This window comes from Pectobacterium artocarpous (assembly GCF_046159765.1).
Taxonomy (GTDB): domain Bacteria; phylum Pseudomonadota; class Gammaproteobacteria; order Enterobacterales; family Enterobacteriaceae; genus Pectobacterium.
On sequence record NZ_JBJXVK010000008.1, the window covers coordinates 77,761 to 92,227 of the forward strand.

The 14,467-nt window shown below is 51.8% G+C and carries 13 protein-coding genes; 12 read left to right on the plus strand and 1 reads right to left on the minus strand.

The annotated features are described in order from the left end of the window. The first annotated feature begins 136 nt into the window (after positions 1–136). Both ACKQAD_RS07190 and ACKQAD_RS07195 read left to right on the plus strand, forming a co-directional pair. Positions 137–343, plus strand: coding sequence for a hypothetical protein (locus tag ACKQAD_RS07190; protein WP_409159515.1), 207 nt, complete (start codon positions 137–139; stop codon positions 341–343). Beyond that, positions 333–1,703 carry an APC family permease gene (locus tag ACKQAD_RS07195; protein ID WP_409159516.1) on the plus strand — a complete coding sequence of 457 codons (1,371 nt, stop codon included), beginning with the start codon at positions 333–335 and terminating at the stop codon, positions 1,701–1,703. The genes ACKQAD_RS07190 and ACKQAD_RS07195 overlap by 11 nt, the downstream gene beginning before the upstream one ends. Positions 1,704–1,780: 77 nt before the next feature. Here ACKQAD_RS07195 and sbcB read toward each other — a convergent pair whose 3' ends face one another. Continuing rightward, a complete protein-coding gene (gene sbcB / locus ACKQAD_RS07200) occupies positions 1,781–3,208 on the minus strand; it encodes an exodeoxyribonuclease I (protein ID WP_409159517.1) in 1,428 nt (475 codons plus the stop codon). A 306-nt stretch (positions 3,209–3,514) separates the two neighbouring features. On the opposite strand from sbcB, the gene ACKQAD_RS07205 reads away from it, so the two are divergent. From ACKQAD_RS07205 to kdsB, 10 genes are all read left to right on the plus strand, one after another. Continuing rightward, positions 3,515–4,459 (plus strand): siderophore ABC transporter substrate-binding protein, encoded by a 945-nt coding sequence (locus tag ACKQAD_RS07205; RefSeq protein WP_409159580.1) that lies wholly within the window; start codon positions 3,515–3,517, stop codon positions 4,457–4,459. 21 nt (positions 4,460–4,480) lie between these two features. Next, positions 4,481–5,443: an ABC transporter permease gene (locus ACKQAD_RS07210; protein WP_409159518.1), complete on the plus strand. Its 963-nt coding sequence runs from the start codon at positions 4,481–4,483 to the stop codon at positions 5,441–5,443. Continuing rightward, positions 5,430–6,437, plus strand: a complete 1,008-nt coding sequence (locus ACKQAD_RS07215; RefSeq protein WP_409159519.1) for an iron chelate uptake ABC transporter family permease subunit — start codon at positions 5,430–5,432, stop codon at positions 6,435–6,437. The genes ACKQAD_RS07210 and ACKQAD_RS07215 overlap by 14 nt, the downstream gene beginning before the upstream one ends. Further along, complete coding sequence (locus tag ACKQAD_RS07220; RefSeq protein WP_409159520.1) at positions 6,434–7,192, plus strand: iron ABC transporter ATP-binding protein; 759 nt, start codon at positions 6,434–6,436, stop codon at positions 7,190–7,192. Before ACKQAD_RS07215 ends, ACKQAD_RS07220 begins: the two co-directional genes overlap by 4 nt. A 256-nt stretch (positions 7,193–7,448) precedes the next feature. Continuing rightward, complete coding sequence (gene tmaR, locus ACKQAD_RS07225; protein ID WP_409159521.1) at positions 7,449–7,766, plus strand: PTS system regulator TmaR; 318 nt, start codon at positions 7,449–7,451, stop codon at positions 7,764–7,766. Positions 7,767–8,094: 328 nt separating this feature from the next. Further along, on the plus strand, positions 8,095–10,368 hold the full coding sequence (locus ACKQAD_RS07230; RefSeq protein ID WP_409159581.1) for a ComEC family protein: 2,274 nt from the start codon (positions 8,095–8,097) through the stop codon (positions 10,366–10,368). Between the two features lie 37 nt (positions 10,369–10,405). Continuing rightward, on the plus strand, positions 10,406–12,154 hold the full coding sequence (gene msbA / locus ACKQAD_RS07235; protein WP_409159582.1) for a lipid A ABC transporter ATP-binding protein/permease MsbA: 1,749 nt from the start codon (positions 10,406–10,408) through the stop codon (positions 12,152–12,154). Further along, a complete protein-coding gene (lpxK, locus tag ACKQAD_RS07240) occupies positions 12,151–13,152 on the plus strand; it encodes a tetraacyldisaccharide 4'-kinase (protein ID WP_409159522.1) in 1,002 nt (333 codons plus the stop codon). Before msbA ends, lpxK begins: the two co-directional genes overlap by 4 nt. Positions 13,153–13,262: 110 nt before the next feature. Beyond that, on the plus strand, positions 13,263–13,445 hold the full coding sequence (locus ACKQAD_RS07245) for a Trm112 family protein (RefSeq protein ID WP_005967647.1): 183 nt from the start codon (positions 13,263–13,265) through the stop codon (positions 13,443–13,445). Further along, on the plus strand, positions 13,442–14,194 hold the full coding sequence (kdsB, locus tag ACKQAD_RS07250) for a 3-deoxy-manno-octulosonate cytidylyltransferase (protein WP_409159523.1): 753 nt from the start codon (positions 13,442–13,444) through the stop codon (positions 14,192–14,194). The genes ACKQAD_RS07245 and kdsB overlap by 4 nt, the downstream gene beginning before the upstream one ends. The last annotated feature ends 273 nt before the right edge of the window (positions 14,195–14,467 follow it).

Consider the following 14,467-nt stretch of genomic DNA (forward strand, 5'->3'; position numbering starts at 1 on the left):
CAGAGGTATTGGTGTGGTTTATTGCCTTCTCTGTCGCTCAGGTTTGCTGGGTATAGGGTCTTCAACCAAAGAGGCCGGACAACGATCCGGATAGATAATTTTGTGTGTGCCTGTGAGCACAGTGAGGAAAGGAAAGATGGGGCAATCAGTAAGTTTCGCACCGGTGCCCGCCGGTTTGGGCTGCAAAGGTATTGGTTATGGCGCGACGCAGTCGCAAGTTATCTCTGGTGCTGTTACAGCCACCTCTTCTCATCGTGATTCAGGCGAACCCTGTATCCCTTCATTTGTTTCCAGTGCGTATGCTTCTGCCGTGATGAACGGAGGTGCGCGCCATGTCGCTTGATGTTCAACTGCCTAATGCTGGCGCAAAACGTGCTCAGTTAAAAAGAACGCTCACACTCTGGCCTGTCGTGATGATGGGGCTGGCGTATATGCAGCCGATGACCATTTTTGATACCTTCGGTATCGTATCTGGCCTGACAGATGGCCATGTGGCGACCGCCTATGCGTTTGCACTGGTCGCGATTTTGTTCACGGCGCTGAGCTATGGCAAATTGGTAAAACGTTTCCCGTCTGCGGGATCGGCTTATACCTATGCGCAGAAAGCGATTAGCCCGCACGTTGGGTTTATGGTCGGCTGGTCATCGTTGCTGGACTATCTGTTCATGCCGATGATTAACATCCTGTTGGCGAAAATCTATCTGGAAGCGATCTTCCCCGGCGTGCCGTCATGGATTTTTGTCGCGGTTCTGGTTGGGCTGATGACGCTGTTTAACCTGCGTGGCATCAATCTGGTTGCTAACCTGAACTCCATTATCGTAGTGGTACAGGTCGCTATCATGGCGGTGTTCCTGGGGCTGGTGATTCACGGTGTCTATCTGGGCGAAGGGGCAGGTACGCTGACCAGCACGCGTCCGTTCTGGTCTGAGAACGCGCACGTGGTGCCGATGATTACTGGAGCCACCATTCTCTGTTTCTCGTTTCTGGGTTTTGACGGCATCAGTTCTCTGTCGGAAGAAACACAAGACGCCGGTCGGGTGATTCCAAAAGCCATCTTCCTGACGGCGCTGATCGGCGGCGTGATTTTTGTTGCCGTGTCGTACTTCCTGCAACTGTACTTCCCGGATATTTCTCGCTTTAAAGAGCCGGATGCCTCTCAGCCAGAAATCATGCTGTACGTCGCGGGTAAATTCTTCCAGTCCATTATTCTGGTCTTCTCCTGCGTTACCGTGCTGGCATCCGGTATGGCTGCTCACGCGGGTGTTTCTCGTCTGATGTATGTGATGGGGCGCGATGGCGTGTTCCCTGAGCGCTTCTTCGGTTATATCCACCCGAAATGGCGCACGCCAGCGCTGAACGTCCTGCTGGTTGGCGTGATTGCGCTGTCTGCGGTGTCGTTCGATCTGGTGACGGCAACGGCGCTGATTAACTTCGGTGCGCTGGTGGCGTTTACGTTTGTGAACCTGTCGGTTATTTCACAGTTCTATATTCGTGAACGCCGAAACCGTACCGTGAAAGATACCATTAACTTCCTCGTGCTGCCCGTGTTGGGGGCGTTGACGGTAGGGGCGCTGTGGGTGAACCTGGAAGCCAGCTCAATGACGCTGGGTCTGGTGTGGGCAACGATCGGGCTGCTCTATCTGGCGTTTGTGACGCGCAGCTTCCGCCAGCCAGTACCGCAATGCAGTGAAGAGCCCGTGTAAGTAAACTGAGCACTCATATAAAAGAGAAAAGCGGAGCCGGTGTGCTCCGCTTTTTTATGTCTTATCCCATTGATGCTTTATCCCACCAGTTCCTGCGCATAGGCGTACAGCGCTTTTAGCTGTGCCATCTTCTCTTTATCGTTTTCATGCAACTGATACAAATTGCTGAGTTCTGACAGATAGTCCTGCAAGCGTTCTGGCGTAAATACCACACGCCGATGTTGCAACCACCGTTGCTGCTCGCGGTCGTCCAGCGTGCCGGGGAAATTGCGGGCGCGATAGCGGAAAAACAGCGGTTCCAGACGATTATCGGCAAACGTGAGATCCAACGCGGGAAGATTCTGCGGGGCGGTCTCCTGAATAATCTTCATCGCCATGCGATCGGCATCGCCAAAGAAGCCATCATAAAGGCGTAAATCGACATCATCAGACGCGACAAAAGCGGGCGCGTCCGCAAACAGTTCCACCACTTTTTCCCTGACGCTCGCGTTGTTGCGCAGCAGCGCCAGATTGTCCAGACAGCGTTGACGATCGATGCCCAATCTTTCCGCATCTTCTGGTCGTAAGGTATTGGCAGGCGCTAAGACCGGACACTTATTGATGTGCACCAGCTTGAGTGGAACCGCACTTTGATCGGCCTCCAGCGCATCCCGACGGGTGTATAACCGTGTGCGCAATGCTTCGCTGTCCAACTCCAGCAGCGGTGTCATATCGCCAGCCAGATCGCACATGATGACCGCGTTACGGTTGTCCGGGTGCCAGGCGAGCGGCACCACCCAACTGGTGTTGCTCCTTGCTGCGCCAAACATGCCAGACACGTGTACGAGCGGCTTCATCTGCGGGATATCAATCAGTGCGGAAATTTTATTTTTGTTGCGTAGCGTGAACAGATACTCAAACAGCTTGGGCTGCGCCTGCTTGAACAGTTTTGTCATCGCAATGGTGGCATAAACGTCAGACATCGCATCATGCGCCTGTTCATGGGAGATGCCGTTTGCTTTCGTCAGGTGCTCAAGGCGGAAGCTGGGGAGGCCGTCATCATTTTCGGGCCAGACGATGCCTTCCGGCCTCAGGGCATAGCAGGCGCGTAATGCATCCAGTAAATCCCAGCGAGAATTGCCGTTTTGCCAACTGTAAGCGTAAGGATCGTAGAAGTTACGGTAGAAAATATTCCGGCTGACTTCATCATCAAAGCGTATGTTGTTATAACCCATAATACAGGTGCCGGGCACACTGAACGCGTCGTGGATTTGACGAGCAAACGCCGCCTCATTGACGCCTTTTGCTAGCGCGATCTGTGGCGTAATGCCAGTGATCATCACCGCTTCCGGCTCTGGCAGGTAGTCATCGGCCGGACGACAATAAATGACCCGTGGTTCACCGATGATATTGAAATCCATATCGGTACGCACACCCGCAAATTGCGCGGGGCGATCGCGTGCCGGATGTTTACCGAATGTCTCGTAGTCGTGTATGAAAAAAGTGGGTTGTGTTTTCTCGGCCATATATGCAGTTAGCTTTAGCTACGTGTATGCGCTGAGCTTGAAGTCAGGCAAACAGACTGGAAAGTGGCAAGGATACCATTGAATCGGCTTTTCTGTGGTGCTTTCCTGATTTGCATCACTTCCCTGATTTACATCAAGAGAGGGGGAGACATAATCGCTAGGCATGAGTGTGTCCATTCGGTTACAATTTTCGTTCTAATGCGAATGATAATTAAATTCTTTCTTGCCTCGTCGATCGCTTTGCGGGGGCATACGGCAACAAACAGCGAAATGGAGAACACACTTATGCGTTTAAATGCGGTGCGATTGAATGCAGCATTTGCAGTGAAGGCGACGCTATTGGCATCTATGTTTGTTCTGGCTGGCTGCGATCAGCAGGCCTCGTCTTCAGAAGGAACTCACACGGTGAGCATTGAGCACGCGCAGGGGACGACTCAGGTTCCACAACCGCCGAAGAAAGTGATTGTGTTTGATCCCGCTACGCTGGATACGTTGGACGCATTGCAAGCCGAAGGTATTGCCGGTGTACCGAAAAGCAGTACGCCGCTGCCTGCGTTTTTATCAAAATACAACAGCGATGCTTACCTGAACGCCGGTACGCTGTTTGAACCTGCCTATGAAGCGCTGAGCAGCGCTAAGCCTGATCTGATTATTGCCGGTGGCCGGACACGTGATGCTTACGACAAACTGAGCGGTATTGCACCGACGATTTCGATGGACGTGGATGAACACCAGTTTATGACGAGCTTTATTCAGCGTATCGAGCAACTGGGTACCATCTTCGGCAAAGAAGACGAAGCAAAAAAACAGATTGATGAGTTTAAACAACAGATCGCGCAAACGCGTGCTAAAACGGAAAATGCAGGCAATGCTCTGGTTCTGATGGTCAGTGGTGGAAAAATGTCTGCCTATGGTCCCAAATCGCGTTTTGGCTTTGTGTTTGATGAACTGGGTTTTAAACCGGCAACGGAGTTTCCTGAATCCGGGCGCCACGGTAACGTGGTTACCTCAGAATTCTTGCTGAGCGTGAACCCCGAATGGCTGTTTATCCTCGATCGTGACAGTGCGATTGGTCGTGCTGGCGGGGAATCCGCCCAACAGGTCCTGGATAACCCGCTGATTCACAAAACCAATGCGTGGAAAAATAATCGCGTGATCTACCTGGATTCTGCATCGCTTTATATCGCCGGGGGGCTGCAAAGCTATAAAAATCTGGTGAGTACCGTCAGCGATGCACTGGATAAGAAATAACGGCAGACTACGGCAGGATAAATGAAGTCTTTTTACTATTCGCTGGGTCTGTTGTTTCTGGCCTTCATGATCGTTGTCAGCCTGTTTGTTGGCGCAGGGCAATTGACTATGCTGGCCGTCTGGAACGATCCAGAAATGCGCGACATTTTCTTTATCAGTCGTGTTCCCCGTACGCTGGCGCTGCTGCTGGCTGGCAGTGCCATGAGTGTTGCTGGTCTGATCATGCAGTTGCTGACGCAAAACCGTTTTGTTGAGCCGTCTCTGGCGGGGACCACGCAATCGGCCAGTTTTGGTTTACTGGTGGTGATGATCGCCGTGCCCGGTGCGACGATTTTTACCAAGATGGTGGTGGCGAGCCTGTTTGCGTTGGCGGGCACTTTCCTTTTCATGATGCTGCTACAGCGGATTGTGCTGAAATCTGCGTTGGTGGTGCCGCTGGTCGGTATTATGTTGGGCGCGGTTATCAGCTCAATCACCACGTTTGGCGCGATGTATTTTGATCTGTTACAGGCGCTTGGTAACTGGGAATCGGGTGATTTCTCCGGTGTCCTGCAAGGCCGCTATGAGCTGCTTTGGCTGGTTGGCATATTAACGCTGGTGGCCTGTTGGATCGCTGATCGTTTCACGGTCGCAGGGATGGGGCGCGAATTTTCCGTCAATGTCGGCCTTAACTATCGACAGGTAATGCTGATGGGGTTGTGTATCATCGCTGTCGTCAGCGGCGTGGTGGTTGTGGTGGTCGGTAGCCTGCCGTTTATCGGACTGATCGTGCCGAACCTGATCAGTATGATGATGGGCGACAATGTGCGTAAAACGATTCCGTGGGTGTGCCTGCTCGGCGGCGGCTTGGTCTTGTGCTGCGATATTATCAGCCGCGTGATTCGATACCCCTTCGAAATTCCGGTTAGCGTGATTCTTGGCGTCATTGGCGCTGCCGTTTTCCTTCTCTTATTGCTAAGCCAGAAACGCCATGTCAGTCAATGAACGTAATACGATGCTGACCGGGGCGGTCAGTGAAACACGATCAGGGTTATCGCCTGTCCAACGGTTACTGTGGCTGGCTGGCGCGGCTTCCGTAGTGATCGTGCTGTTTATGACCATTAATCTGGGTAGCAATCTACGCTACATTTTAACGCACCGCGGACTGATGTTGACAACGATGCTGCTGGTGGCGTTTGCCGCCAGTGCGTCAACGGTACTGTTTCAAACGGTGACGAATAACCGGGTATTGACGCCGTCGATTATGGGGTTTGAAGCCCTGTTTATCCTGATACAGACCTCTCTGGTATTTGTTTTCGGCATTAGCGGTATTCCGGGGCTGGGCGTTGAAGGCAAATTTGTGCTTGAGACGCTGTTGCTTATTCTGTTCTCTGCGCTGCTGTACCGCTGGTTGTTTACCGGTAGCCGCAATAACCTGCATTTGGTCTTGCTGGTCGGGATTATCTGCGGCACGTTATTTCGCAGCATGGCAGGTTTAATGCAGCGTCTGCTGACGCCCGGTGAGTTCGCCATTTTACAAGGGCGGATGTTCGCCACTTTCACTCGCACTGTACCTGAACTGTTGGCGTTGTCGGTTGGCATTACGCTGGTGGTTGCTGTGGTGATCTGGCGCATGCGCTTTCGGTTTGATGTGCTGGCATTGGGACGTAATAACGCGATTAGTCTTGGTATTGACTACAAGCGCAGCGTCACGATCATTCTGCTGCTGGTTTCCGTACTGGTTGCCATTTCGACGGCGCTGGTCGGCCCGCTCACCTTTTTAGGCTTTATGGTCGCGAACCTTGCTTATTTAGTGATTGGTTCCAGCCAGCATCGTTTATTGCTGCCTGCGGCTTTCCTGCTGGGTGTCATTTCACTGGTGGGCGGCCAATTGGTGCTTGAGCATCTGCTGGATATGTCTGGGGCGCTGTCGGTTGTTATCGAATTTGTCGGTGGGTCGCTGTTTATTGTATTGCTACTGAAAAAGGTTTCCGTGTGATTGAGATCGGCAATGTAACTAAAACGTATAATAACGTGACGGTATTAGATAATGTCACCGCGGCAGTGCCTCGTGGTGGCGTCACCTCGATTATCGGCCCAAATGGCGCAGGGAAGTCGACCTTGCTGTCCATCATCAGTCGCTTACTGGAGGCGGATCGCGGACAGGTAAAGGTTAATGGCATGGATGTGATGACCACGCCAAGCGATAAGCTTGCCACCTGTTTGTCCGTACTGCGGCAGGAAAATCAGTTCACCAGCCGTTTAACGGTGGCGGAATTGGTGGGTTTTGGCCGCTATCCTTATACCAAAGGACGGCTGAACGCTGACGATCGTGAGCGTATCAACGTCGCATTGGCGTTCCTTAATCTGACCGAATTGAAGGATCGGTTTTTAGATGAGCTTTCCGGCGGCCAGCGTCAGCGTGCTTATGTCGCGATGGTGCTGTGTCAGGACACAGAATATGTGCTGCTTGATGAACCGCTGAATAATCTGGATATGAAACATGCGGTGGCGATGATGAAACAGATTCGCCGTGCGGCCGATGAGCTAGGCAAAACCATCGTGCTGGTTATCCACGATATCAACTTTGCTTCTGCCTATTCAGACTACATTATTGCGATGCGCAAAGGGCAGATTATCTACACGGGAAAACCGGAGGACATCATGATGTCCGACGTTCTGGAAGATATTTTCGATACTGAAGTGGCCATTGAAGAGATTCATGATCAGCGTATCGCAGTATATTACCGCTAAATACCTGTCATACTTCAAGCCGCCTGTGCGTTGGCTTCCCTTACTCACCCCAGTCACTTACTTACGTAAGCTCCCGGGGATTCGCGCGGTTGCCGCCTGCACGCAACTCGAATTATTTAGGGTATGTTTGATGACAGATTATCCGATCGGCGGGGCGTTTGCGCAAAGGGCGTAAGCACTGCTTGAAAGACGCTGGGTATAACCTGTATGGTGAATGCATAAAGAATTTATGTATGACTCAAGGTAAGGGTAAAAGATGGATAAGGACACTAAGCCATGTTTCCAGGATGTGCTGGAATTCGTGCGCATGTTTCGTCGTAAAAATAAACTTCAGCGTGAAATCGTCGACAACGAAAAGAAAATTCGTGATAACCAGAAGCGTGTTCTGCTGCTGGACAACCTGAGCGAATATCTGAAACCTGGTATGTCTATTGAGGACGTGCAAAATATCATCGCCAATATGCGCAGTGATTATGAAGATCGCGTTGATGACTACATCATCAAGAATGCTGATCTGTCGAAAGAACGCCGTGAGCTGTCTAAAAAGCTGAAAGAGATGGGCGAAGTTAAGTAACCTAACGTGTGATGTTCTACTGTAAAAGGATCGCTTCGGCGATCCTTTTTCTTTTGGTTTTTATGCCACAACCCTGCTTCTTTTTACTTATCCACGTGTTTGAGCGTCGGTGGCGGCTGTTAATGATTTCGTCGTTGACGATAATGCCGAACGCCCAGAAAACTGGAACCCAACTCGCACGTCGAATGTCATTCTTTGAAATGTAGTCACTTTCTTGCGAGACGTTTTCCCTCCTGAGCTTTTCGTTCTGTCGTATGAGCTTGAGTGATTGCAACATTCCCGAGCGAACAACAAGAAAAGAGGGAAGGCCGTGTCATGGCAAGGGACGATGTCGGTAAATAGTCTGGCGTGGGCCAGTGTGTTGGGTATTCTGCCACTGCTTTTTTTGCCGCAGCTCCCAGCACAAACACTGCTGTGGTGGGGAGGCGGGCTATCTACGTGTGTGGTAGTGGGTGCCTATTGTCATACAAAAGTTCGGTTGGTCGCGCTTGTTGCAGTGAGTTTCTGTTGGGCAGCCTTGAATGCTCAAACCCTGCTGCTACAAGTTGAGCGTTTCACGCAGAATTCGGTTCATGCTGTCGTGACAATAAGCAGTATACGGTTCGCTGAACACGATGATGACGGGATTACGGTTCGGCTGGAAGAGATAAATCAGCGGCGAATTTTCCCGCCGCTGTATGCCCAACTGACCCTATCACCGGCGATGGAAAACTGGTGTGGTGGCCAACGTTGGATGATAACCGCCAGTTTTCGACCTATCCATAGTCGACTGAATGAAGGTGGCTTTGATAGCCAGCGCTGGGCGATAGCCAAACGGCAACCGCTATCTGGTCGAGTGCTCGCGGCAACGGTCGCTGATAGCCGCTGTGATTTCCGCCAGCGAACGATCACACAGGCGGAACAGCAGGTACAGGGGTTGCCGTGGCGTTCTATTTTACTGGCGCTGACGTTTGGCGAGATGAAAACGGTTAGCTCAGAGCTCAAGACACTTCTTCAGAATACCGGTACGATGCACCTGATGGCGATCTCCGGCCTCCATATCGTGCTAGCGGGGCTGGTTGGGTGGGGAATGGCGCGGGTGTTGCAGTATGGCTTTCCTGTGCAGTGGATTGGTTATCGTTTCCCATTGATCACGAGTGTCGTGGTTGCCTGGGGATATGTCTGGCTGGCAGGGGGAAACCCTCCTGCGGTGCGATCGGCTCTGGCGCTTAGCGTATGGCTCTGCCTGAAAATGTGGGGCGTTAACTGCTCCGCCTGGCAGGTCTGGCTATGGTGTGTCGCGTTGATTTTGGTCAGCGATCCATTGAGCGTACTGTCAGACAGTTTTTGGCTATCGTGTCTTGCCGTCGCGTCGCTAATTTTCTGGTTTCAGTGGGCACCCCTTCCTCACCGGATACAGATCCGCCGACGATGGTTCTGGCTACGCTGGATCCACCTGCAAACGGGAATCACGCTGCTATTGATGCCCTTACAGCTTCATATTTTCCACGGTTTCAGTATCACCTCACTGCCCGCGAACCTTTGGGCAGTGCCTTTGGTGTCCTTCGTTACCACACCGCTCATTTTGCTGGCATTGAGCACAATGGTATTCGCGCCGCTGAGTGAAATGCTCTGGTGGCTGGCGGATGTTTCGTTGCGTGCGGTGTTCGCGCCGCTGATGTATCTACAAACGGGTTGGGTATATCTTGATGCATCGCTGCTGCTAGGGAGCGTCGCGGGATGGGGGGCGATTGTCATATGGCGTTTTCGCTGGTGGCGGATCCACCCGACAAGCGTCGGCGTGCTGATTCTGGTTTTATTGGCTTTCCGAATAAAGAGCGATGAGCCAGATTGGCGTGTGGACATGTTAGATGTCGGCCATGGCCTGGCCATCGTGATTGAGCAACGTGGAAAAGCGGTGCTGTACGATACGGGAAATCGCTGGGAAGGGGGCGATATGGCAACGCGAGAAATTCTGCCTTATCTGCGCTGGCGAGGCGTTGATGTGGAAAGCATTATCCTGAGCCACAGCCATATGGATCATATCGGGGGATTGGAGACGCTACAGGCGGCCTATCCTGAAGCCACGGTATATAGCACGACCAACGCAATGAATCATCGCCCTTGCCTACGCGGTGAGCGTTGGCGCTGGCAGGATCTCACGTTTACCGTGCTGTGGCCGTTAGCGCTTGTTAAGCGAGCGGAAAATAACGATTCCTGTGTTATCCGTGTTGATGACGGTAAACACCGTGTTTTATTAACGGGCGATCTGGAGTCGGATGCGGAAAGGGCGTTGATTAGGTTAGAGCGTAGTGCACTGCGTGCGAATTTGTTACAAATCCCTCATCATGGCAGTAAGACATCCTCCTCGCCTCCCTTCATTCGTTCGGTGAATGCCGAGTTCGTTATCGCCTCTGCGGCACGCTATAACCCATGGCGGCTGCCTTCAGTAAAGATTGTCGAACGATACCGACAGTATGGTTATTCATGGGTTGATACCGCGTCACTTGGGCAGCTAAGTGCACGTTTTTTCAGCGATTCATGGCATATTCTACGATTCAGGGATCACATATCGCCTCGTTGGTATCATCAGTGGTTTGGCGTAGGACGGTATAATGAGTAAAATAGTCGGCTATTTCTTACCGATTCAGGTTGACTACATGCTGAATGATAAAGATCTCTCCACCTGGCAGACCTTTCGCCGCCTATGGCCGATGATCTCTCCGTTTAAAGCTGGACTGGCTGTTGCTGCAATTGCACTCATCATTAACGCAGCCGGCGATACATTGATGCTCTCACTGCTTAAACCTTTGCTGGATGACGGATTCGGCAAAGCTGAACGTTCCGTCTTGGTGTGGATGCCTTTGGTTGTCATTGGGTTGATGCTTGTAAGAGGTGCGTCAGGTTTCGTATCTAGCTACTGCGTCGCTTGGGTTTCAGGCAAAGTGGTGATGAATATGCGTCGCCGCCTGTTCTCCCACATTATGGGCATGCCGGTAGCGTTCTTCGATCAGCAGTCAACTGGCACGCTGCTTTCTCGCATCACCTATGATTCGGAACAGGTTGCTGCTTCGTCATCCGGCGCGTTGATTACGGTCGTCAGAGAAGGGGCCTCAATTATCGGTCTGTTCATTCTGATGTTCTATTACAGTTGGCAGCTGTCCATCATTCTGATTGTGATTGCACCGATCGTGTCAATCGCCATGCGCATGGTGTCCAAACGCTTTCGCAATATCAGTAAAAACATGCAGGATACGATGGGGCATGTGACTACCAGCACGGAGCAAATGCTTAAAGGCCACAAAGAAGTGCTGATGTTTGGCGGTCAGGAAGTAGAAACTAAACGTTTTGATCAGGTCAGCAATCGGATGCGTCAGCAGGGCATGAAAATGGTGTCTGCTTCATCGATTTCCGACCCTATTATCCAGTTGATTGCTTCGCTGGCATTGGCATTTGTGCTGTATGCTGCCAGCTTCCCCAGCGTGATGGATACGCTAACGGCGGGGACGATCACGGTGGTGTTCTCATCCATGATTGCGCTGATGCGTCCGTTAAAATCACTGACCAACGTGAACGCGCAGTTCCAGCGCGGCATGGCTGCGTGCCAGACGCTGTTTGCGATTCTGGACATGGAGCAGGAACGTGACACGGGCAAACTCGAGCTTGAACGTGCGAAAGGTGAACTCGAATTCCGTCAGGTAAACTTCGCTTATCCAGGAAGAGAAAATCTGGCGTTGAAGAATATCAATCTGCATATTCCTGTGGGTAAAACGGTAGCATTGGTTGGCCGTTCTGGTTCAGGTAAATCAACGATTGCCAGTTTAATCACGCGTTTTTACGACATTCAATCCGGTGAGATTTTGCTCGATGGTCACGACCTACGTGAGTATCGCCTGTCCTCCTTGCGTAATCAGGTTGCGCTGGTTTCTCAAAATGTTCACTTATTCAACGATACGATAGCTAACAACATCGCCTATGCTCGCAATGAGCACTATAGCCGTGAGGAAATTGAGCGTGCAGCGAAAATGGCGTACGCGATGGATTTCATCAATAAGATGGAACATGGTCTGGATACGATCATTGGTGAAAATGGCGTGATGCTTTCCGGCGGACAACGGCAGCGTATCGCAATTGCCCGTGCGCTACTGCGGGATAGCCCGATCCTGATATTGGATGAGGCCACCTCGGCGCTGGACACGGAATCGGAACGTGCGATTCAGGCGGCATTAGACGAACTGCAAAAAGATCGTACTGCCTTGGTGATTGCACACCGTCTCTCCACGATTGAAAAAGCGGATGAGATTCTGGTGGTTGAGGATGGCAGAATCATTGAGCGTGGTAATCATGCTGTGCTACTGGCGGCAAACGGCGCCTATGCCCAGCTACACAGAATGCAGTTTGGCGAATGATTGAGCGTATCTGGTCTGGTCGATCGCGGCTTTATTGGCTGCTGTTGCCGCTTTCGTGGTTATACGGATTCATTACGTTTCTGATCCGCCAGAGCTATCGGTTGGGATGGCGCAAAAGCTGGCGATCTCCCGTTCCTGTCGTGGTAGTGGGAAACCTGACGGCAGGTGGCAATGGGAAGACTCCGGTAGTCATTTGGCTTGTTGAGCACCTACAGCGTAGAGGCTATCGCGTTGGCGTGGTGTCACGCGGTTACGGTGGGAAAGCTGAACGTTATCCTTTGCTGCTGGATGAAACGATGACGACGACGCTGGCAGGTGATGAACCGGTGCTGATTTTTCAACGTACCCGTGCGCCCGTTGCGGTCGCTCCCCGTCGCCGGGACGCCGTAAGTGCGTTATTGGCGCAGTACCCGCTAGACGTGGTGATCACCGACGATGGATTACAGCACTATGCGCTGGAAAGAGATATTGAGCTGGTTGTGATTGACGGCGTGCGGCGTTTTGGCAACGGATGGTGGTTGCCTGCGGGGCCAATGCGGGAAAGAGAAAGCCGCCTGGCGTCGGTGGATGCTGTCATTGTTAACGGCGGTACGCCGCGAACAAACGAGATAGGTATGATATTAACCGCAGGTATGGCGGTTAACTTACTGTCTGGTGAGTCCCGACCGCTGAGTCAGTTGCATGATGTGGTTGCGATGGCGGGCATCGGACATCCCCCACGTTTTTTTGCTACGCTGCGTGAGGCTGGCGTCAGCATTGCACGTGAAATTGCCTTTGCAGACCACCAATTGTACCAACCAGAACAGCTCGACTCGCTGACTCAGGGTACGACACAGCCGCTGCTGATGACGGAAAAAGATGCGGTGAAATGTAAGACGTTCGCTCAGAGTAACTGGTGGTATCTGCCGGTCGATGCCGTGCTCGCCGAGCCTCACGGTATACAGTTGCTCGATAAACTGGAAAACGTGCTTAAGCAGCATACTGGTAGCAGAACGTAAATCGGCCTGTACCACGGTTTTAGATATCTCTTGAAGGTATCGCCAAAGTAGAGCGCTGCCATAGAGAGAAAGAACATGCCGGTTATCGATCGGCCAAAGATGGAGGAAGCATGGATCACCGTTTACTTGAGATTGTTGCCTGTCCTGTTTGTAATGGTCGGCTGTATTTTAATAAAGAGAAACTGGAGCTGATATGCAAGGTCGATGGTTTGGCCTATCCGGTTCGTGATGGTATCCCGGTGTTGCTGGAAAACGAGGCGCGTAAACTCGGCGCTGACGAGATAACACAATGACCTTTACCGTGATCATTCCTGCGCGTTTTGCGTCAAGCCGATTGCCGGGTAAGCCGCTGGCGGACATCAACGGCAAACCGATGGTCGTTCATGTGATGGAGCGCGCGTTGAGATCGGGGGCGCAGCGCGTTATTGTCGCCACCGACCATCCCGATGTTGAAACGGCTGTGCAGCGAGCGGGTGGTGAAGTCTGCCTGACCCGTGCCGATCATCATTCCGGTACAGAGCGACTGGCTGAGGTCATCGAGCGCTATGGTTTTACCGACGATGACATCATTGTTAACGTCCAGGGCGATGAACCGCTCATCCCTTCCGTTATCATTCGTCAGGTCGCAGAAAACCTCGCAGCCAGCAAAGCGGGAATGGCAACGCTGGCGGTGCCGATTGAAACCAGCGAAGAAGCATTCAATCCGAACGCGGTAAAAGTGGTGACTGACGCGGAGGGATACGCGCTGTATTTTTCCCGTGCGACGATCCCGTGGGACCGAGAGCGCTTTGCTCAGTCTAAGGAAACCATCGGCGATCATTTCCTGCGTCATATCGGCATTTATGCCTACCGTGCGGGTTTTGTGCGCCGTTATGTTAGTTGGGCTCCGAGCCAACTGGAGCAAATCGAGTTACTGGAGCAGTTGCGCGTGCTGTGGTACGGCGAGAAGATTCACGTTGCGGTTGCGAAAGCGGTGCCGAGCGTGGGCGTTGATACGCCAGAAGATCTGGCCCGTGTGCGGCACGTCATGGCGCATCAGTAGGATCTATTTCACTCCGCTGCTATGAATACTTCATGGGGGAATCTATTTTTCTGGAATAGATTTTCTCCATGACGTTTTTTCTTTATACGGCATATTGTTTTTTAAATTATTTGGCACTTATTTAGATAAGTATTCTTAAAAATTCTCAAATTGCGCTACGCCGCTTATTCCGCAGATGATTTATTACCATTCTGAATTGATGGACAGCGAGTTGAACTTTTATTTTCATGTTTAAATGCTACTATCAATTCGCCATGTTTTTGCATGGCGTTT